Annotated in this window: 28 protein-coding genes; 13 read left to right on the top strand and 15 right to left on the bottom strand. The window is 57.6% G+C overall.

The annotated features are described in order from the left end of the window. Positions 1-631 precede the first annotated feature (631 nt). On the top strand, positions 632-1,225 hold the full coding sequence (locus ACQ4MY_RS06520; protein WP_440094438.1) for a hypothetical protein: 594 nt from the start codon (positions 632-634) through the stop codon (positions 1,223-1,225). Between the two features lie 241 nt (positions 1,226-1,466). Continuing rightward, positions 1,467-1,796: a hypothetical protein gene (locus ACQ4MY_RS06515; RefSeq protein ID WP_440094436.1), complete on the top strand. Its 330-nt coding sequence runs from the start codon at positions 1,467-1,469 to the stop codon at positions 1,794-1,796. Between the two features lie 17 nt (positions 1,797-1,813). Here the strand turns inward: ACQ4MY_RS06515 and ACQ4MY_RS06510 are convergent, their stop codons facing one another. Next, the gene (locus tag ACQ4MY_RS06510; RefSeq protein ID WP_008084761.1) at positions 1,814-2,182 is read right to left on the bottom strand and encodes a PH domain-containing protein; all 369 of its coding nucleotides are present in this window, start codon (positions 2,180-2,182) and stop codon (positions 1,814-1,816) included. A gap of 173 nt (positions 2,183-2,355) precedes the next feature. On the opposite strand from ACQ4MY_RS06510, the gene ACQ4MY_RS06505 reads away from it, so the two are divergent. The 4 genes from ACQ4MY_RS06505 (at position 2,356) to ACQ4MY_RS06490 (ending at position 5,866) form a co-directional block, all read left to right on the top strand. After that, positions 2,356-3,138: a hypothetical protein gene (locus ACQ4MY_RS06505; RefSeq protein ID WP_440094434.1), complete on the top strand. Its 783-nt coding sequence runs from the start codon at positions 2,356-2,358 to the stop codon at positions 3,136-3,138. A 71-nt stretch (positions 3,139-3,209) separates the two neighbouring features. After that, the gene (locus ACQ4MY_RS06500) at positions 3,210-5,129 is read left to right on the top strand and encodes an alkaline phosphatase D family protein (protein ID WP_440094432.1); all 1,920 of its coding nucleotides are present in this window, start codon (positions 3,210-3,212) and stop codon (positions 5,127-5,129) included. 231 nt (positions 5,130-5,360) lie between these two features. Further along, positions 5,361-5,615 carry a type II toxin-antitoxin system prevent-host-death family antitoxin gene (locus tag ACQ4MY_RS06495; RefSeq protein ID WP_008084770.1) on the top strand — a complete coding sequence of 85 codons (255 nt, stop codon included), beginning with the start codon at positions 5,361-5,363 and terminating at the stop codon, positions 5,613-5,615. After that, positions 5,612-5,866: a Txe/YoeB family addiction module toxin gene (locus ACQ4MY_RS06490; RefSeq protein ID WP_008084772.1), complete on the top strand. Its 255-nt coding sequence runs from the start codon at positions 5,612-5,614 to the stop codon at positions 5,864-5,866. Before ACQ4MY_RS06495 ends, ACQ4MY_RS06490 begins: the two co-directional genes overlap by 4 nt. Here the strand turns inward: ACQ4MY_RS06490 and ACQ4MY_RS06485 are convergent. Beyond that, positions 5,860-7,026 carry an aspartate aminotransferase family protein gene (locus ACQ4MY_RS06485; RefSeq protein WP_440094430.1) on the bottom strand — a complete coding sequence of 389 codons (1,167 nt, stop codon included), beginning with the start codon at positions 7,024-7,026 and terminating at the stop codon, positions 5,860-5,862. The two genes, ACQ4MY_RS06490 and ACQ4MY_RS06485, sit on opposite strands and share 7 nt — an antisense overlap. A gap of 102 nt (positions 7,027-7,128) precedes the next feature. On the opposite strand from ACQ4MY_RS06485, the gene ACQ4MY_RS06480 reads away from it, so the two are divergent. From ACQ4MY_RS06480 to ACQ4MY_RS06470, 3 genes are all read left to right on the top strand, one after another. Then, on the top strand, positions 7,129-8,034 hold the full coding sequence (locus ACQ4MY_RS06480) for a LysR family transcriptional regulator (RefSeq protein ID WP_440094428.1): 906 nt from the start codon (positions 7,129-7,131) through the stop codon (positions 8,032-8,034). 53 nt (positions 8,035-8,087) lie between these two features. After that, positions 8,088-8,492 carry a GNAT family N-acetyltransferase gene (locus tag ACQ4MY_RS06475; RefSeq protein ID WP_008084778.1) on the top strand — a complete coding sequence of 135 codons (405 nt, stop codon included), beginning with the start codon at positions 8,088-8,090 and terminating at the stop codon, positions 8,490-8,492. 61 nt (positions 8,493-8,553) lie between these two features. Continuing rightward, on the top strand, positions 8,554-9,069 hold the full coding sequence (locus ACQ4MY_RS06470) for a hypothetical protein (protein ID WP_440094426.1): 516 nt from the start codon (positions 8,554-8,556) through the stop codon (positions 9,067-9,069). Between the two features lies 1 nt (position 9,070). Here ACQ4MY_RS06470 and msrA read toward each other — a convergent pair whose 3' ends face one another. From msrA to msrB, 3 genes are read right to left on the bottom strand one after another with little or no spacing between them, the layout of a single operon-like run. Continuing rightward, entirely contained in the window at positions 9,071-9,769 is a 699-nt protein-coding gene (gene msrA, locus ACQ4MY_RS06465; protein ID WP_440094424.1) for a peptide-methionine (S)-S-oxide reductase MsrA, read from the bottom strand. Between the two features lie 15 nt (positions 9,770-9,784). Then, positions 9,785-11,593 carry a cytochrome c biogenesis protein DipZ gene (locus ACQ4MY_RS06460; RefSeq protein WP_440094423.1) on the bottom strand — a complete coding sequence of 603 codons (1,809 nt, stop codon included), beginning with the start codon at positions 11,591-11,593 and terminating at the stop codon, positions 9,785-9,787. 43 nt (positions 11,594-11,636) lie between these two features. Then, a complete protein-coding gene (msrB, locus tag ACQ4MY_RS06455; RefSeq protein ID WP_440094421.1) occupies positions 11,637-12,155 on the bottom strand; it encodes a peptide-methionine (R)-S-oxide reductase MsrB in 519 nt (172 codons plus the stop codon). Positions 12,156-12,307: 152 nt separating this feature from the next. Here msrB and ACQ4MY_RS06450 point away from each other — a divergent pair, with 152 nt between their 5' ends. From ACQ4MY_RS06450 to ACQ4MY_RS06440, 3 genes are all read left to right on the top strand, one after another. Next, the gene (locus ACQ4MY_RS06450) at positions 12,308-13,018 is read left to right on the top strand and encodes a response regulator transcription factor (protein ID WP_008084787.1); all 711 of its coding nucleotides are present in this window, start codon (positions 12,308-12,310) and stop codon (positions 13,016-13,018) included. Continuing rightward, positions 13,015-14,526, top strand: a complete 1,512-nt coding sequence (locus ACQ4MY_RS06445) for an ATP-binding protein (RefSeq protein WP_440094419.1) — start codon at positions 13,015-13,017, stop codon at positions 14,524-14,526. Before ACQ4MY_RS06450 ends, ACQ4MY_RS06445 begins: the two co-directional genes overlap by 4 nt. Before the next feature lie 118 nt (positions 14,527-14,644). Then, entirely contained in the window at positions 14,645-15,346 is a 702-nt protein-coding gene (locus ACQ4MY_RS06440; protein WP_158829260.1) for a hypothetical protein, read from the top strand. 71 nt (positions 15,347-15,417) lie between these two features. On the opposite strand, the gene ACQ4MY_RS06435 is transcribed toward ACQ4MY_RS06440, so the two are convergent. From ACQ4MY_RS06435 to hmpA, 10 genes are all read right to left on the bottom strand, one after another. Further along, the gene (locus tag ACQ4MY_RS06435) at positions 15,418-15,909 is read right to left on the bottom strand and encodes a RidA family protein (protein ID WP_008084793.1); all 492 of its coding nucleotides are present in this window, start codon (positions 15,907-15,909) and stop codon (positions 15,418-15,420) included. 204 nt (positions 15,910-16,113) lie between these two features. Continuing rightward, positions 16,114-16,428, bottom strand: coding sequence for a helix-turn-helix domain-containing protein (locus ACQ4MY_RS06430; RefSeq protein ID WP_008084794.1), 315 nt, complete (start codon positions 16,426-16,428; stop codon positions 16,114-16,116). Further along, entirely contained in the window at positions 16,425-16,769 is a 345-nt protein-coding gene (locus tag ACQ4MY_RS06425) for a hypothetical protein (RefSeq protein ID WP_008084795.1), read from the bottom strand. The genes ACQ4MY_RS06430 and ACQ4MY_RS06425 overlap by 4 nt, the downstream gene beginning before the upstream one ends. A 115-nt stretch (positions 16,770-16,884) precedes the next feature. After that, positions 16,885-17,772 carry a heme o synthase gene (cyoE, locus tag ACQ4MY_RS06420; protein WP_053123579.1) on the bottom strand — a complete coding sequence of 296 codons (888 nt, stop codon included), beginning with the start codon at positions 17,770-17,772 and terminating at the stop codon, positions 16,885-16,887. Between the two features lie 10 nt (positions 17,773-17,782). Then, positions 17,783-18,118, bottom strand: coding sequence for a cytochrome o ubiquinol oxidase subunit IV (gene cyoD / locus ACQ4MY_RS06415; RefSeq protein ID WP_007916940.1), 336 nt, complete (start codon positions 18,116-18,118; stop codon positions 17,783-17,785). Beyond that, entirely contained in the window at positions 18,118-18,741 is a 624-nt protein-coding gene (gene cyoC / locus ACQ4MY_RS06410) for a cytochrome o ubiquinol oxidase subunit III (RefSeq protein ID WP_008084797.1), read from the bottom strand. Before cyoC ends, cyoD begins: the two co-directional genes overlap by 1 nt. Before the next feature lie 3 nt (positions 18,742-18,744). Next, positions 18,745-20,775: a cytochrome o ubiquinol oxidase subunit I gene (gene cyoB / locus ACQ4MY_RS06405; protein WP_008084798.1), complete on the bottom strand. Its 2,031-nt coding sequence runs from the start codon at positions 20,773-20,775 to the stop codon at positions 18,745-18,747. A 3-nt stretch (positions 20,776-20,778) separates the two neighbouring features. Then, entirely contained in the window at positions 20,779-21,720 is a 942-nt protein-coding gene (cyoA, locus tag ACQ4MY_RS06400; protein ID WP_008084799.1) for a ubiquinol oxidase subunit II, read from the bottom strand. 840 nt (positions 21,721-22,560) lie between these two features. Beyond that, complete coding sequence (locus tag ACQ4MY_RS06395) at positions 22,561-23,070, bottom strand: disulfide bond formation protein B (protein ID WP_025109264.1); 510 nt, start codon at positions 23,068-23,070, stop codon at positions 22,561-22,563. Between the two features lie 251 nt (positions 23,071-23,321). Then, on the bottom strand, positions 23,322-24,503 hold the full coding sequence (gene hmpA, locus ACQ4MY_RS06390; protein WP_008084801.1) for an NO-inducible flavohemoprotein: 1,182 nt from the start codon (positions 24,501-24,503) through the stop codon (positions 23,322-23,324). Positions 24,504-24,667: 164 nt separating this feature from the next. On the opposite strand from hmpA, the gene norR reads away from it, so the two are divergent. Further along, a complete protein-coding gene (gene norR, locus ACQ4MY_RS06385; RefSeq protein WP_440094414.1) occupies positions 24,668-26,224 on the top strand; it encodes a nitric oxide reductase transcriptional regulator NorR in 1,557 nt (518 codons plus the stop codon). The last annotated feature ends 14 nt before the right edge of the window (positions 26,225-26,238 follow it).

Below are 26,238 nucleotides of genomic sequence, written 5' to 3'. Positions count from 1 at the left end.
TCGCTGTATCTGCTGGAACCATTCTGGGACATATTATCCAGCCTTGAGGCTCCATGCTTCTGTTACACCGCTCGTAGATTTAACCTCGTACCCCAAGGCTACGACAAGGAATGCCATCAACATAAATCCTATATAAATCAACCACTTAAAAAATCTGTAACTTTCGTAACACCTGTAACCTCCTATAACACCACTCCCCGGTGAGCAATGGCCATCCGGCGAGTATAGGCGTCGATATAGACGTTGGTCGTGCGCTCCTTGCCTGCTGGGGCCCCTGTGAGTGTAGAAAACATACGGGGTCGGAAACCCGCCGGACTTTGTTAGCGGGAGAACTCCCATCTTAGTGAACTGACAGTTCACCTGTGCATCTGCACCACGGAATGGCCGATCTGAGGTCATCATTACCTGTACGGTAAAGATGTCCCTTTTTCTTTAAGATCCTTTCAATTTCAACGTTAAAATTTCAGTAAGCTGGAGCACCTTCCACTAAAAAGATCCCGCGGGTTTCCGACCCCGTGTGAAGACGAATGTCTCAGGGCCCCCCGGGTGTTTCCATGCGTAAAATGACATCGACCCGGCAATCGCGAGATGGCCAAAATATCGGCTCAAATAAAGCTAGGAGATATCGTGCATGGAGACGTTCGAGATGCAACAAATGCTCCTCAACGTTGGTGCAATCGCACAGCATGAGGCTGCTCACTGTGTAACAGCGAGGGCGTGTGGGTTCGACGCTCATCAGATTAGCCTTCACTACCAGTTATACCCCCAGGCACATCATGGTAAAGCTCACGGTGACTACAACATACGTTGCGAATCACTGACTGAGCTGCGTGATTTCATGAACAAAAGAGCCGTAATTACCCTATCGGGTGCAATGGGCGAGGCGATTGACCGCTCCACTTTCAAGGTAAATGCCGCAAACGCGTACAAGATTCTCGAAGAGGGAGCCACTGGGGCTGGCCAAGATTTCGCGGTTGCGAGAGAGCTTGTTAATTTAATACATAATTCCTCTCCCGTTACGACGAACGCTGAAACGGGCAAGGAAAGCACCTCTGCGGACTTGCTACGCTCTCTTCTTGCTACTTCACTCCGGCTGGTAGAATTGAATGCGAAGCCGATATGCGTGATCGCTGACGCTCTCGTGAAAAAGGTAGTAGAGGGAAAAGGCATTGGTAAATTGGATAGGATTGAAATCGAACAGTTGTTAGCACCTTCCGCAACGTGACGAGCCTAGCCAACCGAACCTTGTATCCCTGCTTGTATCCCTGACCTTATAATCTTGCTGCAGGCCGTGTATTTTGTGGAACCCGACATCTCCCTCGGGGCACCAAAATTAAGAAAGGTCTTGCTTAGCAAGGCCTTTTTTTTCGCCTGCAATAAAGCCCTTGCCCCTGTAGGAGCTGCCGCAGGCTGCGATCTTTTGACCTTCAGCTTCTCGACCGACGAAAACCCCAAGGATCAACACCATGGAAACGTCACTGGAAACAGTCGCCCTCTTCTCCCTGAAACTCGCGTATGAGGAAGAGGGCCTGAGCCCGATCCTGCGCGATGACATGGTCATGGGTGACTACCAGCGAGATATTTTCGAGTTATTGGTGAAACGTGGCGATGTCGAGACTATTCAATTCAAGATGAATGAGTGCCTCGGCCTGGCGCTGGATTCATTGGGCGGTGTCGAGAAACCGCTCGGGCGCGAGTTGCACAAGCTGTCGGCGGACTTCAACCATGCGCAGTCGCTGGAGCAGCTCGATCAGCCGCTCCTTGCGCTCAAGGTTTATCTGAAGGACATTCTTTGATTGAGCGCGTCGCGCTCTTACAACAGATGTTTGGAGATGTACTTGGAAATCTCCACCATCGACGTCTTCCCGGTGAATTCAAACTTCACCTTGCCCAGCGATGAAAAGTAAATCTCCAGCTCCGAGTCCAGGTCAAACGTCCCCGACGTTTCCACGGAGTAGGCGACGATGTTCTTGTACGGCAGCGAAGTGAAATCCTTCTTGCTGCCCGTGATGCCCTGGACGTTGACGGCGATGATGCGTTTGTTGGTAAACACCACGCCATCGCGCATGGCCTTATAAGAGTCGATCACCTCTTCCCCTTCCAGCAACAGGGCGCTGACGCGCTCGGCGTATTCGTCGTTCTGCTTGAGTTTGAAGAAACCCTTGTTGTTGAAGTCGATCATCTGTCCATCCTCTGGTTGAAGAAAAATCCTGTCCTTCATCACTATTGCCCACCGTTTGGCACCGATGAAGAGAGTGGCGCGACGCTACTATTTTGTTATCTTGCCGTCCATCTTCAGCGCGACTGATCAATACGCGCTGCCTCAGGATTTTTGCAGGTTAAGGAAAGGATCGAATGGCGTTTCTGTGTCTACTCGCATTTCTGGCGACATGGGGTTTGATGTGGCGCTGGGTGGTGAAGAACCGCGGCAACTGGAATCTGTTTTTCGGCAACGTTCTCGGCGCGGGGGCGGGCTTTATTGTCGGTGTCGTGGTGTTCTCCATCTCGCTGGCGCTGTTCACGCCGGAGCTTAAAACTGCAAAAAAACAGGTACAAGAGACGGTGACTCAAGAGGTCGCGCCTGTTGCGCCGAAGCCTGAGCCTGTTCCTGCGCCGGCCCCTGTTGCTGTCGCGCCACCCGCACCCGCACCAATCCCTGCACCTGCACCTGCACCTGCGCTGGACAACTTTCCGGCCTTTGTTGCCGGCAAACCCCAGAATGAGCCTTCGCCACCCGAATCCGCGTTGCTGCCGAACTACAGCAGTCGTCTGACCAGCACGGTGTTCGAGAAGCCGATTACGGATGCGCTTGGCCAGGACTTCGTCGCCCTGCGCAAAATGCTCGGCAAGGACCCGGAGGCTGATAAGTCCATGATGGCGGCGGTGATGTGCGCGCCCTTCCTGCACGGTGCAATGCGTTTCCCGGCCACGACGGTCGTTGCCCCGCAAATCACCAACAAAAACCAGCGCTTCAAGGATCAGATCTACACCATCAGCAATAACGTCAGCGCCCGCAATATGCTCGGCGACGATGTGAGCTATCGCTACACCTGCACCGTTCAGCCCGTGGCGGGCAGCACTGCAGAAAATACCGAATGGCGATTGCTCGATCTGAAGCTGAAGAAGGCTGAATCTTAAGCCTCGCTTAAGGGTTGCAGGCGCCGGCTGCGCTATCATCGCCGGCTGTGCGCCTTGAGCCTTGCCCACCGATGTCCCGACTTTTAGCTGACCCTTCCTTGCTGCCACCGGTTTTGGCCGGCCCACTGCTGCGCCGCCTGGAGCCGACTCGACTGGTCATGTGGCTGGTCGGCACGCGCCCGCTGTCACTGGTCTTGCGTCTGCACGGTGTAGGAGACATTCCTCTCGATGGCGAGAAATGCACGGTGGTTCCTGTAGGCCGTCATGCGTTTGTCCATCTCATCGACGTCCCCCTTGAGCGCGCCCTGCCCTTCGACACATGTATCGACTATGACCTGCTGATTGACGGCGCGATGGGCATCGCCGAATGGGCGCCACATCTGCTGTATGGCGATGCGAAGTGCCCGAACTTCGTCCTGCGTTCGCGCATTGATCAATTGCTGCACGGCTCCTGCCGCAAACCGCATCACCCGGCGGCGGACGGTTTGCTCTGCGTCGATCAACTGTTGGCCGCCGAAACCGAACCGCACGAGCGCCCCGCCCTGCTGATGATGAGTGGCGATCAGGTGTATGCCGATGACGTCGCTGGCCCGATGCTGCGGGCGATTCATGCCTTGATCGAGCGTTTGGGCCTGTTCGACGAACACCTCGAAGGCGCCGTGGTCAGTGACAGCGCCAAGCTTTACGACCACCCGGCCAGCTATTACCACCGTGCGGATTTGTTACCGGCGCTGGAGAGCAACGAGACATTGCGCGAGCGATTTTTCGGCGGCGCGCGTAAGCCGATTTTCACCAGCAGCAGCGCCGACAATCACCTGGTGACGTTCGCCGAAGTCATGGCGATGTACTTGCTGGTATGGGCGCCGACCGCATGGACGCTGATCGAGCCAACGGCGCCGACGCTGACGCCCGAACGGCTCGAGCGCTACGCCCTGGAACAGACGCGGATCGACGGTTTCAAGGCAGGCCTGGGCAACGTTGCCCGGGCATTGGCGCATCTGCCGAGCCTGATGATTTTCGACGATCACGACATCACCGACGACTGGAATCTTTCCGCGCAATGGGAGGAAACGGCCTACGGCCATCCGTTCTCCAAGCGCATCATCGGCAACGCCTTGATCGCTTATATGTTGTGTCAGGGCTGGGGCAATAACCCGGATGCCTTCAAGGATCTGCTGGAGAAAACCCTTGGCTTGAGCGCCAGCGGTGATGATCAATACCTCGACAGCCCGGTGCAGGACGAACTGATCGACGACCTGCTGCGCTTTCAACATTGGCATTTCGTACTGCCCACCCGTCCGGCGCTGGTGGTCATCGACACCCGCACCCGCCGCTGGCGCAGCGAAATGGCGCTCAAGCAACCGTCCGGTCTGCTCGACTGGGAGGCCTTGAGCGAACTGCAACAGGAACTGCTCGATCATCCCTCGGCAATCATCGTTTCACCGGCGCCGATCTTCGGTGTGAAACTGATCGAGACGGTGCAGAAAGTCTTCAGTTGGTGCGGTTATCCATTGCTGGTCGATGCGGAAAACTGGATGGCCCATCGCGGCGCGGCACAGGTGATCCTGAACATTTTCCGACACTCGCGTACACCGGGTAATTACGTGGTGCTGTCCGGCGATGTGCATTATTCCTTCGTCTATGAAGTGCTGATCCGCCACCGCAAGGCCGGTCCGCGCATCTGGCAGATCACCAGCAGCGGCATCAAGAATGAATTCCCGAAAACCCTGCTGGAATGGTTCGACCGCCTCAACCGCTGGCTCTACTCCCCGCGTTCGCCGCTGAACTGGTTTACCAAACGCAGGCTGATGCGCATCGTGCCGTACACCCCGGAACACGCAGAAGCGGGTGAACGGCTGTGGAATTCGGCGGGGATCGGTCAGGTATTTTTCAATGAGAAGGGGCAGCCGCGGGAAATCATCCAGCACAATTCGAACGGGGCGGCGAAGACGCGAATGCTGGCGCCGGATCTGGCGGATTATCCGGATTGACGCGCACCTTTTTTCCTACGAATAAAATGCGATATGACGACATCGCGATGGCTTCTCACTGCTTGCAGCAGTAGATAAGGATTACAACCTTCTCAGAAACGTCTTCGCCGCTTCCAAGTGATACTGAACGTGCTCGCAGTCAGCCCTTCTGCGAAATAACCACTAGTAGGTGTCGCCTTGTCATCCTGTACCCATTTCTGTACGTTCTTTGCCTCCAGCGAGGACTACTACATGCAAACCATCAACTACACCACCGCCCGTGCGCATTTGGCAGAGACGATGGATCGCGTCAATGAAGATAGAGCCCCGTTGCTGATAACCCGGCAAAAAGGTGAGCCTGTCGTCATGATGTCTCTCGCGGAATACAACGCACTTGAAGAGACCGCCTACCTGCTGCGTTCCCCGGCGAACGCAGAGCGGTTAATCAAATCGATCGGAGAAATGCGCGCTGGTAAAGCCAAAGTCAGGCAATTGATCGAAGAATGAAAATCGAGTTCACGCCGACTGGATGGGAAGACTATTTATGGTTTCAGCAAAATGATAAGGCCGGACTCAAGCGAATCAATCTGCTGATAAAAGCTATCCATCGACAACCGTTTGAAGGTGTTGGTAAGCCCGAGCCGCTCAAGCACAACATGAGCGGCTTGTGGTCTCGGCGTATAACCGCCGAGCACCGTTTGGTTTATAGGGTAGAAGGCGGTGAAATTTGCGTTATCAATTGCAAATATCACTACTGAACGACACGTCCCACACCTCGAGCAATCATCTCCACCTCACGCTCATCAATCGTCAGCGGTGGCAGCAGCCGTATCGTCTTGCCACGCGTGACGTTGATCAGCAGCCCGTGGTCGCGCGCAGCGATCAGTGTCAGATCGCGCACCGGTTGTTTCAACTCGATACCGATCATCAAACCCTGCCCGCGAATCGTCAGCACATTGGGGTTGTCCGCCAACTCTGCGTGCAGGCGGGTCAACAGGCGCTCGCCCTGAACTCGTGCGTTGTCCAGCAGCCCTTGTTCCTCGATGATATCCAGCACTGTGCAAGCGACCCGGCAGGCCAGCGGATTGCCGCCGAATGTGCTGCCATGGCTGCCAGGCGTGAACAGATCCGCCGCCCTGCCCCGTGCCAGGCAAGCGCCGATCGGCACGCCGTTGCCCAGCCCTTTTGCCAAGGTCATGACGTCGGGAACGATGCCTTCGTGCTGAAACGCAAACCACTGACCCGTGCGGCCGATGCCGGTCTGGATCTCATCAAGCATCAGCAGCCAGGCGTGGCGATCACATAATCCACGAAGCGCTTTCAAATAGCCGGCAGGCGCCAGTTGCACACCGCTTTCGCCTTGAATCGGCTCGACCAGAATCGCCACGATGCGCTCGCCGTGTTGACGCTGCAGTTGCTCCAGCGCAGCGAGATCACCAAACGGGACTTTGATGAAATCTCCCGGTAATTCATTGAAGCCCAGCCGCACCGCCGGGCCATCGCTGGCGGACAACGTGCCGAGGGTACGGCCATGGAAAGCGTTGGCCATGACCACCACCAGCGGCTGTTCTATTCCTTTGCGCCAACCGTACAACCGCGCCAGTTTGAGCGCGGTCTCGTTAGCCTCGGCACCAGAGTTATTGAAGAACGCCCGCTGCATCCCCGACAACGCGGTCAGCCGCTTTGCCAGCTGTTGCTGCCAGTCGATGCTGTACAGATTGGAGGTGCGCAGCAGCAATCCCGCCTGCTCGCTGATGGCCGCAACGATACGCGGGTGCGAGTGGCCAACATTGGTCACCGCGACCCCGGCAACCGCATCCAGATACTCGCGACCGGCCTGATCCCACAGGCGAGTGCCCAGGCCTCTGGTGAAACTCAGGGCCAGCGGTTGGTAGGTGTTCATCAGGGCGGCGGTCATGACTTCAAACTCCAGTGAAGGTCGGTGTGCTGGCAGTATGGTTAGCCACCAGAACTGGATAAACTCGCTACAACTTCATTCATTTAAAAGCAGGGCTTGATAATGGACCTGTTCCAGTCGATGAGCGTATACGTCAAAGTCGTCGAAACCGGGAGCATGACGGCGGCGGCGCTGCAATCCGACATGTCGACGACGATGGTTGGCAATCATCTACGGGCGCTGGAGCACCGGCTCGGTGTGCAACTGCTGCAACGCACCACCCGACGGCAGCGCCTGACTGAATTCGGCAGCGTCTACTACCAGCGTTGCCTGGATGTCCTGGGGCTGGTGGCCGACTCCGAACGTCTGGCCGAACAAGCACTCGATGAACCCCGTGGCCTTTTGCGCATTACCGCGCCGCTGACCTTCGGGGTAGAACGCCTGGCACCGGCGCTGAGCGATTTTTCCCTGCAATATCCGCAGGTGAAGATGGATGTGGTACTGACCAACAGCCGTCCGGACCTGCTGGAAAGCGGCCTCGACGTAGCGTTTCGGCTGGGTCATTTCGAGGAGTCGAACCTGATCGCCCGTCCCTTGATCGATTACACCCTGACCGTGTGCGCGTCCCCGGAATACGTGGCCCGCCGTGGTATGCCGAAAACCCCTGAGGACCTGCAACAACACGACTGCCTGTCGTTCGCCTATCCTGCTGGCGACGATTGGCAATCGGTGGAAAAGCGCTGGCGCCTCAGCGGCCCGGACGGAGAAATTCTCGTCGACGTCAGCGGGCCAATGCTGATGAATACGTCAGCCGGGTTGCATCAGGCTGCACGCACCGGCATGGGCATCGTGATGCTGCCCGATGCACTGGTGGAACAGGATTTGCGCGAGGGCAAACTGGTGACCGTGGTTGCCGACTACCAACCTCCCAGCCGTCCCCTGCATTTGCTGTACGCCCCGGATCGCTATCGCCTGCCGAAGCTGCGCCGCTTCGTCGAATTCGCGATGCAGACCTGGGGCAGATCCTGACATCAAGGGATAGGCCAGTCTCGAACAACTGCTGACAAGGAGTCGAACCATTGATGAACGACAATCTGAGCGTACGCGACCTGCGCCCTGACGAGGTGGAGTCGGTACGGCTGTTCCTCGGGCAACATGGCTGGGGTCACCGCACCGGCTCCAGCGAACACTTCATGCAACTGATCAACAACTCTCAACGCACGGCGGTTGCCCTGCGCGGCGCCCGGATCGTTGGCTTCGCCCGGGGCATCACCGACGGCTTGTCCAACGGTTACCTGTCGATGGTCGTGGTTGACGACCAGTACCGACACGCAGGCATTGGCCGCAAACTGGTCGAGCATGTCATGGGCGATAACCCCGACATCACTTGGGTATTGCGCGCCGGTCGGGAGGGTGCCGAGGCCTTTTTTGCCCGTTTGGGTTTCGAGACGTCAGTGATTGCCATGGAGCGGCCGCGATTAAAATAAGCGGCGTCCACCCTGGCAACGGATATGATCTGCCTTCTCTTTCCAGCATGGACGCTGTGCGATGCTCGTCACTCTTCAAAATACTCCCTTGTGGGTTTATGCCGTTTTTCTGGTTCTGCTGTATTTCGGCCTCAAGACCCTCAAACCTCAACACGAAAGCCGGCTGTCCCTGCTGTCGACCCCGCTGGTGTTATTGGCGTGGTCGCTGTTGTCGTTGAACCTGACGAATGACCCAGATCTGACCCTCAGCGGCTGGCTCATTGCTTTGTTACTCGGCGCCCTGTCGGCATGGCTGATTTTCCCCAACAAGGGGGTAAATCTTGATGATCCGGAAACCGGGCTGGTCGTGCCGGGCACCTGGAAAGCGCTGATTCTGCTCCTGCTTTTTTTCGCAGTGAACTACTACTTCTGCTATCAGGATGACGTGTACCCAGAGCGGGCTGCCGCCCCGGATATGGTGTTGCTCAAAGCCGCAGCATCGGGCTTTATCAGTGGTCTGATCAGCGCTCGCTCACTGAAATATTACCGTTTGCTGCGCACCCTTCAGGCTCATCGCCCGCCATTGGGCGCCCGATGATTCAGGAGCCGCTTTTCACCAGCACCGGTTTTTCCTGATAACGCTGGGCAAACACCTGCTTCAGATTCGCCACCTTCGGCATGTCGTTAATCACGATATAGGGATAGCTCGGGTGCTCGGTCAGGAAATCCTGGTGATAGTCCTCCGCCGGGTAAAAGCCGTTGTAGCTTTCCAGCTGGGTGACGATGGGTTTGTTGAACGCATGCGCCGCATCGAGTTGCGCGATGTAGGCCTGCGCGAGCTTCTGCTGATCGGCGTTGACCGGGAACAGCGCCGAGCGATATTGCGTGCCGCTGTCCGGGCCCTGCCGATTAAGTTCGGTAGGGTTATGCGCCACCGAAAAGTAGATCTGCAGCAGGCTGCCGTAACTGACCTGCGCCGGATCGAAGGTAACTTGCACCGACTCGGCATGGCCCGTATCGCCCTCGCTGACACGTTCATATTCCGCCGTATTCGCAGCGCCGCCGGCGTAACCGGAGACGGCTTTCTGCACGCCTTTGACGTGTTGAAAAACCCCCTGCACACCCCAGAAACAGCCGCCGGCAAATACCGCCGTTTCGCTGTGTGCCTGAGTCACTTCGTCGAGGGTGGGCGGTGGAATGACCACCGCGTCTTCTCCTCCCAGGGAGAACGCTGAAACCTGGCCGATCACGCCTGCCACCGCGACTCCCAACAACATACGACGCCATGTGATTTTCATTGCAATGACTCCTGATTAGCCGAAGGTAAAGGCGTAGGCCGACACGCCCGGGTCAAGAAACTCGATGCTGAAGGTTCGATCCTTCACAGCCTCGGTCTGTCGCACCAACTGATACAGGCGTTGCTCGGTGACGCGGCCCGTGCCGTCAGGGGCAACGTCGACGCCGTGGGCATCCGCCGGCACCTGACCGTCGATCAACACTTTGAAGCGCACCGGTTTGCCCTCCGCGCCCGGCCCCAGGACCAAATGCAGGTCACGGGCATGGAAGCGATAAACGATGCGGCTCGCCGGGGCACTGGCCGTCGCGCGCTCGGCACCGACGTTCCATTGGCCACCAAGGCTCCAGTCATTCAGCGCGAGATTCGCCGGTGGGGTGTAAGCCGCAACCTTGTCAGGCACCAGGCTGGTATCCGGTACGAAATGTTCCGCACGCTGGTAGCCGACATAGGTTTCCGGTGATTGTGCTTCGCGCATGTCCGGGGCCAGTTGCACGCCCTTCGCGTCGGCATTGATCAAGCCATCGGCGACGGCTTTCGAACCAGCTTCACGCAACAGTTGTTGAATGACGCGTTCCGATTCGGCGTAGTCGCCTTCGCCAAAATGGTGGTAACGAATGCGTCCCTGAGCGTCGGCAAAGTAATGCGCCGGCCAGTACTCATTGTTGAAAGCGCGCCAGATCCTGTAGTCGTTGTCGATCGCTACCGGGTAGTTGATACCGAGTTCCTTCATGGCTTTGGTGACGTTGCCGACGTCACGCTCGAAAGCGAATTCCGGGGCGTGTACACCAATCACCACGAGGCCCTGATCGCGATACTTCTCGGCCCAGGCTTTGACGTACGGCAGGGTGCGCAGGCAGTTGATGCAGGAGTAGGTCCAGAAATCCACCAGCACCACTTTGCCCTTCAACGCCTGGGCATCCAGCGGTGGAGAGTTAAGCCATTGCACAGCACCATCGAGCGGCGGCAACTGCCCCTCGACCGGCAACGTGCCCGGTGCTTTCGCGGCCATTTTCATCGCGCCGCCCGCAGCCATCATGCTGCCGTTGGCCGAGTCATCCGCCGGCGGGATCTGCGCCATCATCGTGCCGTTTGTATTAGCGGATTTGCCCGAAAGCTTGCCGACCAATGTCTGTTCCAGCCCACTGGTAGACGCCGTCGATAACCGAGCGAGAATCCCGGTATCGAGACCGAGAGCAATGGCCGCTACGCCGGCCAACATCAACGCGCCGAGGCCACGTCGAATCCACTCACCGGTGCCGATCGAGCGCTTCATCAGCGCAAAGACCTTAGCGCCGAGCAGCAACGCCGCCGCCAGTGAAGTGGCGGCACCTGCCGCGTAGGCGAGCAACAACAGCGTGGTGGCGATGCTTGCCCCCTGCAGTGCGGCGCCCGTCAGAATCAGCCCCAGAACCGGCCCCGCGCAAGGTGCCCAGAGCAGCCCCGTGGCGACCCCGATCAGAAACGAAGCGCCGGGACGCGGGCGATTGTCCTGCCCGGCGGCCTCCGACAGACGACTGCCGGCCGACACCAGCGGCCGGGTCAGACGCTCGGCCACACGCGGCAGCAGCAAGGTCAGCCCGAACAGTGCAACGGACAGCAACGCGAGCCAGCGCCCGTACTGATTGACTTGCACCACCCAACCGCCGCCCACCGCCGCCAACGAGGCGACGAGCGCAAAGGTCAGCGCCATCCCCGCCAGCAGCGGCAAGCCACTCTTGATAAACGGCTGCCCGGTGCGAGCGAAGACAAAAGGCAGAACCGGCAGGATGCACGGGCTGACGATCGTCAGCACACCACCGAGATAAGCGAGAACCAAGAGCCACATAAATTCGTCCTGTGTGAAGTGAAGATCGCGAGCGGGTCATGACTCAAGCCGCCACGGCTTTGAAGGTCATCGCCAGGCCATTCATGCAGTAACGCAGGCCGGTAGGCTTGGGCCCGTCATCGAAAACATGGCCCAGATGGCCGCCGCAGCGGCGACAGTGAACCTCGTCGCGGGACATGCCGAACGAGCGGTCCTGACGCGTGGCCACTGCATGTTCCAGCGGCGCCCAGAAACTCGGCCAGCCAGTACGGCTGTCGAATTTGGTCGCCGAGGAAAACAGCGCCAGAGCACAGCCGGCACAGGCAAAAGTGCCGGTGCGATGTTCGTTGTTGAGCGCGCTGGTGTAGGCCCGTTCGGTGCCTTCCTCGCGCAGGACCTGATACTGCTCGTCACTGAGGATCGAGTGCCATTGACTGTCGCTGTGAGTCACTTCGAACGCCTCGTCGGCCCGCGCCTCACTCACCAGCGCCGTGCTGGTCGACAATTTTGGCAATACACCCGCGACCAGGGCTGCAACCCCTAGCCCGCCGCCCGCTAACAGAATCTGTCGCCTTGAAAACATGGTCGTCTCCCGAAATTCCAGATGCCCTTTCTGGAACACAGCCTAGGCTTGGTTTGATCGCCAAATCCTCACGGGAAGTTAACGAATTCGTGATAACTCGCCCCGAGGAAAACCCGCACAATGCGCCTTATCGCGCCGAAGGATTGAGCTTCATGGAACAGACCAAACGCGTTCTCGTGGTCGAGGACGACCTGCACATCGCCGACCTCATTTGCCTGCATCTTCGCGATGAACAATTTGAGGTAACCCACAGCGCCGACGGCGACGAGGGCATGCGCCTGCTACAACAAGGTCACTGGGATGCACTGATCCTCGACCTGATGCTGCCGGGGGTCGACGGTCTGGAAATCTGCCGCCGCGCCCGCGCGATGGCCCGCTACACACCGATCATCATCACCAGCGCTCGCTCCAGTGAATTGCATCGCATCCTTGGCCTGGAACTGGGCGCCGACGATTACCTCGCCAAACCGTTTTCGATGCTCGAACTGGTGGCGCGGGTCAAAGCCTTGCTGCGCCGTGTTGACGCGATGGCGCGCAATCTGAAGATGGACGCCGGTAGCCTCAGCCTGGATGGGCTGACCATCGACCCGATCACCCGCGATGTCAGTCTCGAGGGGCAGCGCCTCGATCTCACGCCACGGGAGTTTGACCTGCTGTATTTCTTTGCCCGGCAACCGGGCAAAGTCTTCTCGCGCATGGACCTGCTCAACGCTGTCTGGGGTTACAGCCACGAGGGCTACGAACACACGGTCAACACCCACATCAATCGCCTGCGGGCGAAGATCGAAAAAGACCCGGCCCAGCCCTCTCGCATCCTCACCGTGTGGGGTCGCGGTTATAAATTCGGTACCGAGCAGCCATGAAACTGACCCTGACGCAGCGCCTGTCCGTGGTATTCGCCGTGTTGCTGCTGGTGTGCTGCGGCACGTCGGCATGGTTGCAGGTGCGCTCCAGCAAGATGCATGAACTGGAAGTGGTGCAGGGGCTGTCGCGGGATCTGGCGCAACACATCGCCCACGACACGGTGCTGATGGACAGCAACGGCCTGATGCCCGGTGCCGTGCGCGCGTTGTTCAGCCAACTGATGCTGGTCAACCCGAGTGTCGAGGTGTATCTGCTCGACACCGAGGGACGGATCGTCGGCAATGCCGCACCGGAGGGCCGGATTCGCCGGCAGCAGGTTGATCTGGCGCCGATCCGCCAACTGCTCAACGATCAGCCTCTGCCGATCCTCGGCGACGATCCGCGCAGCGCTGATGGTCGCAAGGTGTTCAGCGCTGCGCCGTTACGGGTCAACGGTAAACCTGCCGGTTATCTGTACGTGGTGTTGCTCAGCGAAGAACATGACCGTTTCGCCGAGCGCGGGGCGACCAGCGCTGCGCTCAACACTGCGCTGCTGTCGATCGGGCTGGTGGCGTTGCTGTGCCTGATTGCCGGTCTCACGGCGTTCAATCTGATAACCCGGCCGCTGCGGCGACTGACCGAAACGGTCAGCCGTTTTGATATCGACGGTGCGCCGCAGCCCGTACCGGCACCTGTGGATAAATCAGCTGACCCGGATGAAATCGCGGTCCTCGACGCGGCTTTCCGGCAGATGCAAAACCGCCTCGGCGAGCAATGGCGTTCATTGACGCGCCAGGATCAGGAACGCCGCGAACTGGTGGCGAACATTTCCCACGACCTGCGAACGCCATTGGCCTCGCTGCACGGTTATCTGGAAACGTTGTCATTGAAGGACGCCACGCTGTCCCCGGAAGAGCGCCGTCGTTATCTGGGCATTGCCCTTGATCAAAGCCGCAAAGTCGGTGGTCTGGCGCAATCGCTGCTGGAACTGGTGCGTCTGGAGCACGGGTTTGTGCAACCGGTGCTGGAGCGGTTTTCCCTGATCGATCTGGTGCAGGACATCTTTCAGAAATTCGAACTCACCGCCGAAGCGCGGCAGGTGGAATTGAAGGCACATTTCGTGCCGAACCTGCCAGCGGTCTGTGCCGACCTCGGGTTGATCGAACGGGTGCTGACCAATCTGATGGACAACGCTTTGCGCCATACGCCTCAGGGCGGTGAAATCGAACTGGACCTGAAACCCCACGGCGCGCTGGTCGACGTCACGGTCAGCGACACCGGCCCGGGGATTGCGCCTGAACTGCGCGAAGGCCTGTTCCTGCGGCCGTTCAATATCGGCGGCGCACGGCGTGATGGTGGATTGGGCCTGCGCATCGTGCACCGTATCCTGCAATTGCACGGGCGCGAGATTCAGTTGCTGGACATCGGCGGGCGCGGTGCAACATTTCAGTTTTCGCTGCCAACAGACCCGCAAACCGCCGAACAATGGATGGTGCGCTCAATGAACCTGAACACCCCGGGCAAATAGTTGGGACCGCCGGCCCGTTGCTCCGTGACAACGCCGCCGCGCTCCCCTAAATTAGTCGGCCTGAAAAAGCCCTCGGGCTTGCTCATCTCCACTCAAGTTAAATAGTAGTGAAATTTCAATGTCCGATTTCAACACCGCTGAATCCGTAGTCACCGAATCGTCCAAAGCGGAATACGAAAACTCCATCAATCTTTCACAACACCTGCCACAAGCCAAAATCATCAGCGAGATGGTCCTGGACGCGTTCCAGTCGACCCGCGAAAGCGACCAGATCCGCGAACTACGTACCGCAATCCGTCACGCTCACGACAGCTTCGACGACGACAAGGCCTACGAACTGATGGGCCAACTCAAGTCTCTGAAAGACGCCGAAGCCGCCGACCTCGCCGCGCTTGAAGACCTGAGCAGCAAGTTTTCGATCGGCCGCATCCTGTCCAGCTTCAAGGACGATCCGGCCTTCCAGGAAATCGTCTACGGCCTGGCCCTCAAAGTGCTGAACCAGACCCATCAGGCGATCAGCAACCCGAGCGGCGGCAAGAGCAAGGCTGCGAAGAAGAAAGAAGTCGAAATCTTCACCATCAGCAAGGACGGCATCAGCGTAACCCTGCCATTGCGCACACCGCGTTCGCGTTTGAGCGTTGACCGTGAAGCGCTGGAATTCCTCGGTTTCACCTTCGTCGGTGAAGGCGAAGAGGCGGAACTGGAAAGCGAAGTCTTCGTTGATAACGACGGCACCGAGCAAGCGGTGAACCGCAAGAACATCATCACTGCGCTGCAGAAGCAGACGGCGTTTGATGGCTACAGCATCGCTGCGCAGTAATTTTCAGCGCTGACGAAAAAGCCCCACTCTGAGATTCAGGTGGGGCTTTTTGTTGTCTGGCTTTCGGGGGATTACGCTCCCGAATGCACTGCCACAATCATGTCCACTTCAATCGCCGCATTCTTCGGCAACTGATACACGCCAACCGTCGTTCGCGTATGCCGCCCGGCATCACCCAGCACATGGCTGAACACGTCTGAAGCACCGTTGGCCACTTCACTCAGATCCACAAAATCAGGCGTCGACTTCACATACACCGTCACCCGCAACAACGCCTTGATCTTGTCCAGCGAACCCACCGCATCAACAATCAGCGCCAGGCAACGCATCGCACTGATACTCGCAGCGGCTTGCGCATCCTTGAGCGTCAACTCCAGCCCTACCCGACCAGGATACTGAATCTTGCCGTGGGTGCGCGGCACCATGCCGCTGATGTACAGCTCATCATGATGACGGATCAGCGGCGCGTAATTGCCGCCGGCGGTGTTCTCACCATAGATGTCGTAATTCAGCTCTTGCGCCAGGGCAATAAAACGCTCGTCGCAGGTCATCCTCTCAGTCATTTCGCCCTGCCTCTCAGTCAATAATTGGATAACCGCAGTTAAAAACAGTAAAGCACCAGTTAAGTGGCATGGCGCTATCACTGATAGATTTGAGCGAGTCTATGTGGTTTGCCATGGCACCGCAGATTGCCCCGCGAGAGCCATAAAACAAAGGCCCTACGCTTCACTCGAAAGGTAGGGCCTTAAAACTGTAACGCTTTTTAATCACACAGCACTCAAGCGTTCAACCATGTCAGGGAATTTCTCAACCAAACGGATCAACAACGCTGCTTGAGCATTAGGCTTCGACTTTTCCTGCTCCCAGTTTCTCAGAGTGCTGGGGCTTGTCCTGATTCGCTTGGCAAAGACTGCCTGAGACATATGTAACCTTTCGCGCAGGGCCACAATTTCCTGAGCACCGACCTCGGGGACAGGTTTGTCCTCGAACGTCGTATTACGTAACGTAATTTTTCCTTCGCGTTGAGCTGCCATCTCATCAACGCCCTGCATCAATTCTGCAAACAGGTCGCGTTTTTTCATGGGGTGCCTCTTGTTTTCAACTCTTTATCAATGGCTTTCTTGAGCGCCTTCTCTTGCTCGGCTGTCAGATTCTCAAGCTCATCTTTGTCGTAAATGGCAAACATCCAGAACTGACTATCATTCATAAGCCAATAGTAGAGAACCCGCAAGCCGCCTCGTCGCCCTTTACCACGGCGAACATCAGCCCAACGCAGTTTCCGAAAACCACCTGTTCGCGGCATCACGTCACCCGACAGCGGATTACTCAGCAAATAGCTCTGCAGCTCTCGATACTCGTCGTCCGTCAGGTAATGACCAACGCTTGCGGTAAATATTGTGGTTTCAAAGAAGACTGTTCGCATGGGCAAACTATAGGCAACTCGCCTACAGATAGACTATCAACAAATTCCACATCAGATAAACAAAAAACCCCGCACATCTCTCAATGTGCGGGGTTTTTCTTCAAGCCTTTCAGCCTTACGGCGCGTACGTCAGCAGCAGCTCTGCCGGCACCTTGAAGTCCAGGGACATCATGACGCTCAGTGCAGTGATGGTGAAGATCGAGAACACGAACAGCTTGCGTGCCCAGACCGTGTCATCCACCGCTTTGTAGCCGGTCCAGGCCATGTACAACCAGTACATGCCCATGGCCGCGGCGACGGCGAGGTAGCTCATGCCGGCGTAGCCGCTGAAGGTCAGCATCAAGGTCGCCACGAGGAACGCCAGGATGTAGAGCAGAATGTGCTTCTTCGCCACTTGAATCCCGCGCTTCACTGGCAACACCGGAATCGATGCGGCCAGGTAATCGTTGAAGCGGAAGATCGCGATGGCGTAGGAATGCGGCATCTGCCACAGGCTGAACATCACCAGCAACGTCAGCGCGGCCATGTCGAAGCTATTGGTTACGGCAACGTAACCGATCACTGGCGGCATGGCGCCGGACAGACTGCCCACCAGCGTGCCGTGAACCGACTTGCGCTTGAGGTACAGGCTGTAGAAGCCGACGTAGATAACGAAGCCGATTACGGCGAACAGGGCAGCCAACGGGTTGGCCACCTTGTACAACAAGGCAACGCCGAGAACACCAAGGATGGTCGCGTAAACCAGTGCCAGTTTCAGGGAGATCAAGCCCTGTACCAGCACGCGGTTTTTGGTGCGTTCCATCTTCAGGTCGATGTCGCGGTCGATGCAGTTGTTGAACACGCAACCGGAGGCGACGACCAGGGATGTACCGATCATGGCGGCGAGAAACACCGCCAGATCAACATGCCCTTTCGAGGCCAGGAAGAACCCGCCTGCCACAGAAAGCACGTTACCGAAAATGATCCCCGGTTTGGTGATTTGGATAAAGTGCTTGAGCGACATCGGGTCTACCTCACTTCGCCATCATGTACGTGTGGATGCTGAACATGATCCACAACGACAGGCCAACCAGCAGCACGATCACGATCGCCGTGAAGACGAATGCAATCACGTTGTTACGCTGAGCAATGGAACGGTCCAGGTGCAGGAAGTAATACAGGTGAACGATCACCTGGATCACTGCGAACAGCAGAACGATTGCCAGCGTGGTGGCCTTCGGCAGGCTCGGGTACATCACCAGACCGAATGGGATAACGGTCAGGATCACCGACAGGATGAAGCCAATGGCGTACGACTTTACGCTGCCGTGGCCAGCATCATGGCTGTCATGGGAGTGTGCATTAGCCATTACAGAGTCCCCATCAGGTAAACAACGGTGAATACGCAGATCCACACCACGTCCAGGAAGTGCCAGAACAGGCTCAGGCAGCTCAGACGGGTCTTGTTGGTCGCCGTCAGGCCGTGCTTGTTGACCTGGTACATCATGATGCCCATCCAGATCAGACCCGCCGATACGTGCAGACCGTGGGTACCGACCAGGGTGAAGAACGCGGACAGGAAGCCCGAACGGCTAGGACCGAAGCCCTCGGAGATCAGCAGGTGGAACTCGTTGATCTCCATGGCGATAAAGCCTGCGCCCAGCAGGAAGGTCATGAACAACCAACCCAGAACCTGCTGCTTCTTGCCTTTGAACAACGCCAGCATGGCGAAGCCGTAGGTGATCGAACTGAACAACAGCAGAGCGGTTTCGCCCAGCACGTATGGCAGTTCGAAGATGTCGTGGCCCGCAGGGCCACCGGCGACGTTGTTTACCAGTACCGCGTATACCGCGAAGATCGACGCAAACAGAATGCAGTCGGTCATCAGGTAGAGCCAGAAACCGTATACGGTCATCTCGCCCGAATCGTGGTGATGGTCATCGTGCCCATGTTCACCATGGGCGTGTCCAGCATTGGTCACTAAATTCGACATGGTTTAAGCCTGTTCCAACGAGGTTTCAACACGGGTGGCGGAGGCCGGGATTTTCCCTGCCGCGACCAGACGCTTGTGCTGCTCGGCTTCGATACGCTCGATCGTTTCAACCGGAACCATATAGCCCTGGTCGTCACGTGCAGCGTGGATCACGAAGTAGATGACAGTACCGGCCAGGCTCGCGATCGCCAGCCACCAGATGTGCCAGATCATCGCGAAACCGAATACGGTCAACAGCGCGCCCATCACCACACCAGTGGCGGTGTTGTTCGGCATGTGGATCGGCTCGTACTTGGCCGGTTGCTGGTACGCAGTACCGTTTTCCTTGGCTTCAGTGAACGGGTCGATGCAGTCAGCTTTTGGCAGCACAGCGAAGTTGTAGAACGGCGGTGGCGACGAGGTCGACCATTCCAGAGTGTGTGCATTCCACGGGTCACCGTGATCGCAAACGTTCTCTGGCTTGTTGCGGTCACGCACACTGACGTACAGCTGAATCAGTTGGCAGGCGATACCGGCAGCGATCATCACCGCACCGAACATGGCAACGTACAGGTACGGTACCCACTCAGGGTTGGTGGTGGCGTTCAGACGACGGGTCATGCCCATGAAGCCCAGTGCATAGAGCGGCATGAATGCGACGAAGAAGCCCGAGATCCAGAACCAGAACGCTGCTTTACCCCAGCCTTCGTGCAGCTTGAAGCCGAACGCTTTCGGGAAGTAGAACGCGAAACCTGCGATGTAACCGAATACCGCACCGCCGATGATCACGTTATGGAAGTGCGCGATCACGAACAGGCTGTTGTGCAGAACGAAGTCAGCACCCGGGATGGCCAGCAGTACGCCGGTCATGCCGCCGATGGCGAAGGTCACCATGAAGCCCAGGGTCCACAGCACTTGGCTGGTGAAACGCAGACGGCCCTGGTAGATGGTGAACAGCCAGTTGAATAGCTTCACACCCGTCGGGATGGAAATCAGCATCGTCGCCAGACCGAAGAAGGCGTTGACGCTGGCACCCGAACCCATGGTGAAGAAGTGGTGCAGCCAAACCATGAAGCCCAGTACCGAGATCGCGCCCGAGGCGTAGATCATCGAGTGGTGGCCGAACAGTTTCTTACCGGTGAACGCCGAGATCACTTCCGAGAAGATGCCGAATGCCGGCAGGATCAGGATGTAAACCTCAGGGTGGCCCCACGCCCAGAACAGGTTGACGTACATCATTGGATTGCCACCAAGTTCATTGGTGAAAATGTGGAAATCCATGTAACGGTCAAGGGTCAGCAGTGCCAGGGTAGCGGTCAGGATCGGGAACGAAGCCACGATCAGAACGTTTGCCCAGGTGCAGGTCCAGGTGAAGATCGGCATGTCCATCAGTTTCATGCCAGGGGTACGCATTTTCAGCACGGTCGCGAGGAAGTTAACCCCCGTCAGCGTCGTACCTAACCCGGATAACTGTAGCGCCCAGATGTAGTAGTCCATGCCCACGCCAGGGCTGTATTGCAGACCCGACAATGGTGGATAGGCAACCCAACCGGTCTTGGCGAATTCGCCAACGCCCAGGGACAGGTTGATCAGCACAACGCCGGACACCAGCAGCCAGAAGCTCAGGGAGTTCAGGAACGGGAACGCAACGTCACGCGCGCCGATCTGCAGCGGCACTGCAAGGTTCATCAGGCCGGTGAAGAATGGCATCGCCATGAAGATGATCATGATCACACCGTGAGCGGTGAAGATCTGGTCATAGTGTTCAGGTGGCAGGTAGCCAGGCGAACCCTCGGTGGCCATGGCCAACTGGGTACGCATCATGATGGCGTCGGCAAAACCGCGCAGCAGCATGACCATGGCGACGATGATGTACATCACGCCGATTTTCTTGTGGTCAACCGAAGTCAGCCACTCGGTCCACAAGTACGTCCACTTCTTGAAGTAGGTGATTGCAGCGAACAGCGCCAGACCACCGAGGGCGATCATGGCGATGGTAATCATCACGATCGGCTCGTGGAATGGGACTGCTTCCCAACTTAATTTACCAAACATCGTTTACTCCTCTGCCCCGGCAGCTGAATGCGAACTCGAGTCAATTTCCGTGGCCGCCACTTCTTTCTCTTTCTTCTCGTGCTTCAGCGGCTTGCCCGGCTTCATACCTTCGTACTTGTCGACGATGATCTGGAACTGGTTCGGCGTGACCGAGGAGTAGAGCTCGACTGGGTTGTTCTGGCTTGGCTTGGCAAGGGCTGCGTATTCAGCTTGATCAAGCTGTTTAGGTGACTTCTTGACTTCACTTACCCAGGCGTCGAAATCTTCCTGAGTGGTGGAGATAGCTTTGAACTTCATGCCGGTGAAACCCGCGCCGCTGTAGTTGGCGGAGATACCGTCCATTTCAGCGTTACGGTCAGCGATCAGGTGCAGCTTGGTCTGCATGCCCGCCATCGCGTAGATCTGGCCGCCCAGACCCGGGATGAAGAACGAGTTCATCACAGCGTCAGAGGTGATCTTGAAGTTGATTGGCGTGTGCGCCGGGAACACGATCTTGTTGACCGTGGCGATGCCTTGTTCCGGGTAGATGAACAGCCACTTCCAGTCCAGCGCGACCACTTCGATGGTCACAGGCTTGACGTCGGATTCGATTGGACGATATGGGTCCAGTTCGTGGGTGGAGATGTAGGTGATGTAACCCAGGGCAATGATGATCAGGACCGGGATGGTCCAGACTGCCACTTCGATTTTGGTCGAGTGCGACCATTTCGGGGTGTAGACGGCGTTCTTGTTCGACGCGCGGTATTTCCAGGCGAACAGGAAGGTCATGACGATAACCGGCACAACGACCAACAGCATCAGCAGGGTCGCGGTGATGATCAGGTTGCGCTGTTCCAGGCCGACCTGGCCCGTTGGATTGAGCAAGGTCATGTTGCAGCCTCCCAGCAACAACGTGCCGAGCAGCGGCACTAGGCCTAGTAATCTGGGGTACCTGTTTTTACTCATCTCACGACCTCTAAAGCAGCTTGCGCAATGCAGTTGGGTTTTGATCGCCAACACTTCACCCTGCCAAGGGTTGGCATTTTCTTTGGATTGAATAAGGGCCGCCCGTCGCGCGTCAGACGCTCGACAAATCCTGGGACAGCGTTAAGTTCTTATTCGAATTCGTGGTCAAAGGCCTTGTTACAGACCAATTCCATTTGGTGCGGAAAGTTGGAAGGCACCGACACCTGGGTGTCTTGAAAGCCTTCCGACTCGCTCGACACCCGACTTTCTGCGCAGCGCCTTAATAAAGTCTTCCTTAATAAAGGCTGAACAGTGCCGGGAATTCAGTGCGGGCGATTGTAGATAGGTAGCGCCCTATACACCATGTCTTATCCCGAAATAATTTTTATCCGTTCGAGCAACAATCCATCACCATTTTTGCAAAAGTTCCGCATGTTATCGAAATCGATTCTCAACAAAAACACCAAAAAATGTAGGTGTATCCGCCTCAGTTCAGACAGCTCCGAAGGCTTTTTCTGAACCCCCGATCGGCGCAAAGCCCGATATTCCAAGGGCTCTGGCCATTTGCCAGAGCTTGTTAAAACTGCCTGATCTGGCACTTGCGTTCAAAAGCCGCAAAACGTTGAAACAGACCAATGATTTTGTGTAACAAGAGACCAATCCGGCACTTCGCGACACCCTGCGACACGGCGCGTGTGACAACATGTCGCACACTCGCCGCACCCACTATTGCCGTTCGTCACGGTGTTTTCACAAACACTCTGAAATGCAAAACGCCCCGATTTGCTGATCCGCAAATCGAGGCGTTTTCTGTATCGGCCTGATCGCCGAATAGTTGACTCAGCGCAGTGCTTTTCGGTTACGCGAGGTCAACAGCGGCACCAGGATCACCACCAGCACGAACGCCACCAGCGCCCATTGCGCCAGCGACAGACCGAGGATCGGCGGGTACGGCGTCGAGCAGAAACCGTCGACCTGGAAGCCCAGCGGGAAGATCTTCGCCAGTGGCAGATCATCGACAATCGGCTGCAGCACATCGATGCCACAGCTGACCGCCGGGTAGAACTGCGTGTACACGTGATGCCCGGCCACTCCGGCGCCGGCAATCGCACAGATCACCACCAACACTTCAAACACGGTAATGCTGCGGCGGGTGCGCATGGCCGCGCCAATGAAGGCGAAGAGCGCAATCAGCAGCAACGCATAACGTTGCAGAATGCACAGCGGGCATGGCGCTTCACCGAGCACGATTTGCATATAAAGCGCGCCACCGATCAGCGCCAGGCAGATGATCCCCAACAGCACCAGAAAGCGCCGCTCACGGCCCAACCGAATCGTTTCCTCGCTCATCGCGTTTCCCTTTTATGTCCATGGTTCAGCCGGCTCGCGACTGAAGGTTGTCGCAAGTCTACACCGGGGCAATAAACGATAAAGCGGTTAAGCAACCATTAAGTCGTAGTGAGGTTTGCCAAATCAGAATGGTGTAACGGCCATCGCGGGCAAGCCCGCTCCCACAGGATTGGCGGCGTACAAAAAATCTGTGAACGACGCCTGACCTGTGGGAGCGGGCTTGCCCGCGATGAAGGCGACTCGGTCTTGGATCATTCCAAAGCCGAGGCCGGCCCAAAGAACTCGTAACGGCTTTGCTTCTCCGGCACACCCAACGCTTTCAAATGGCGCTTGATCGCGCCCATGAACCCCTTCGGCCCAAGGAAGTAAGCGTCGACATCACGCTGCTCCGGCAGCCATTCGCCGAGCAATTCCTGGTTCAGCATTCCGACCTTGTCCGCCGCCGGGCTCACGCCATCGTCTTCGGCGTAGCAGTAGAAACGTTTGAGCTGCGGATGACGCGCCGCCAAGCCATCGATCCAGTCACGAAACGCATGGACACTGCCATTGCGCGCGCAGTGGATAAAGTGCACCGGGCGCTCGGTTTCCAGCGCCGCTTCAAGCATCGCCAGGGTCGGAGTGATGCCGACGCCGCCGCTGATCAGCACCAGCGGTTTATCGCTGGCGGTCAGGGTGAACTCACCCGATGGCGGGAACAACTGGATGCTCGCGCCGACATGCAACTGATCGTGCAGATGGTTGGACGCGCGGCCACCCGGTTCGCGTTTGACGCTGATACGGTACTGTCCTTTATTAGCCAGCGCCGACAGCGAGTAGTTACGGCGGATTTCTTCGCCGTCGAGGATCAGCTTCATACCGATGTACTGACCCGGCTCAGCCGCCAGAATCGGGCCTTTGTCGGCAGGCTCGAAGTAAAAGGAGATGATTTCCGCACTCTCCTCGACCTTGGCCGCGACGATGAATTCACGCGCGCCGCGCCAGCCGCCGACCGCTTGTTCTTTCTGGTCATAAATAGCGGTTTCGGCGCCGATCAGGATGTCAGCCAGTTGACCGTAAGCTGCGCCCCAGGCGCTCATCACTTCAGGCGTGGCAATTTCTTCGCCGAGCACTTCGGAGATGGCGCGCAGCAGGCAGGCGCCAACGATCGGGTAGTGCTCCGGGAGGATTTGCAGGGCGACGTGCTTGTTGATGATTTTCGCCACCAGATCGCCCAACTGATCGAGTTGATCGATGTGGCGGGCGTACATCAGCACACCATTGGCCAAGGCACGCGGCTGGTCGCCGCTGGCCTGATGCGCCTGGTTGAACAACGGACGCACTTCAGGGTATTCAGAGAGCATCATGCGATAGAAGTGCGTGATCAGCGCTTCGCCGCCGCTTTCCAGCAGAGGCACGGTGGATTTGACGATGGCACGATCCTGGACGCTAAGCATAAGAGTGACTCCTGAGCTTCTTTGAAAAGTTACTTTTGCTTTATCAGTTTCCGTGCCAGCTTTTTAATCCATATAAATCAATAGCTTGAAAACGAGATAGTCATAATGACTCAAGAAGACTTATAGTCATCCAGACTACATCTTGTCTCTTTGACTACAAGACCATGACTGCCAAATCCCTGCTCACCGCTCTGCTGCCCCTGGTCTCTGACCTGTCCCGCGAATTGCCCGAGGGCGAACGCTATCGACGCCTGCTCGAAGCCATGCGCGCCTTGCTGCCGTGCGATGCCGCCGCGTTGTTGCGCCTGGACGGCGAATCGCTGGTGCCGCTGGCGGTGGATGGCTTGAGCACCGACACCCTCGGCCGGCGCTTCAAAGTCAGCGAGCATCCGCGTTTCGAAATCCTCCTGGCCGGTGCCGGGCCGACCCGCTTTGCCGCTGACAGTGACCTGCCCGACCCTTATGACGGCCTGGTCGACGGCCTCGACGAACACCTCGAAGTCCACGATTGCCTCGGCTGTCCGCTGTTTGTCGATGAAAAGCTCTGGGGCTTGATCACCCTCGACGCCCTCGATCCCGAGCGATTCGAACCGATCGAACTCGACGCCCTGCAAGCCTTCGCCAGCCTCGCGGCGGCCACGGTCAATGCCGCCGAACGCATCGAACGCCTGGCGACTCGCGCCGAAGACGAGCACCAGCGCGCCGAGGTCTACCGTCAGGCCAGCGGCCAACAGAACCGCGAAATGATCGGCCAGAGCAAAGCCCTCAAACGCTTGGTGGAAGAAATCAATCTGGTCGGCGGCAGTGACCTGACCGTGTTGATCACCGGTGAAACCGGGGTCGGCAAAGAACTGGTAGCGCAGGCGATCCACGCCGCTTCAGCGCGTGCCGACAAACCGATCATCAGCCTCAATTGCGCCGCCCTCCCCGACACACTGGTCGAAAGCGAATTGTTCGGCCACGTGCGCGGCGCGTTCACCGGTGCCACCAGTGACCGTCGTGGCAAGTTCGAGCTGGCCAACGGCGGCACGCTGTTTCTCGATGAAGTCGGCGAGTTGTCGCTGACGGTGCAGGCCAAGTTGCTGCGCGTCTTGCAGAGCGGGCAGCTGCAACGTTTGGGTTCGGACAAGGAACACCAGGTCGATGTGCGCCTGATCGCCGCGACCAATCGTGACCTGGCGGAAGAAGTCCGTAGCGGGCGTTATCGCGCCGACTTCTACCATCGTTTGAGCGTGTACCCATTAAAGGTACCGGCACTGCGTGATCGTGGTCGCGATGTGTTGTTGCTCAGCGGTTTTTTCCTCGAACAGAATCGCTCGCGCATGGGCCTCAACAGCCTGCGCCTGAACAGCGACGCCCAGGAAGCGCTGCTCGCCTACACTTGGCCGGGCAACGTGCGCGAACTGGAACACTTGATCGGCCGCAGCGCGTTGAAGGCTTTGGGCAATTGCAAGGTGCGGCCGAAGATCCTCAGCCTGAGTGCGGCGGATCTGGATTTGCCACATGAGGTTGTGGATAACTCGACCGCACCGACTGCCGAAGTTGCAGTGGCGGCGCCGTTGATCAACGGCGATTTGCGCAGTGCCACTGAGGAGTATCAGCGCCGTTTGATCAGTGCGGCGCTGGAACGCAATCAGGATAACTGGGCAAGCGCAGCGCGAGAGCTGGGGCTGGATCGGGCGAATCTTGGGCGGATGGCCAAGCGGTTGGGAATGAAATAACCCCATCAACTGGC

Source organism: Pseudomonas sp. SM4, from assembly GCF_051913165.1.
Taxonomy (GTDB): domain Bacteria; phylum Pseudomonadota; class Gammaproteobacteria; order Pseudomonadales; family Pseudomonadaceae; genus Aquipseudomonas.
This window is presented reverse-complemented; position numbering and strand designations above follow the sequence as displayed.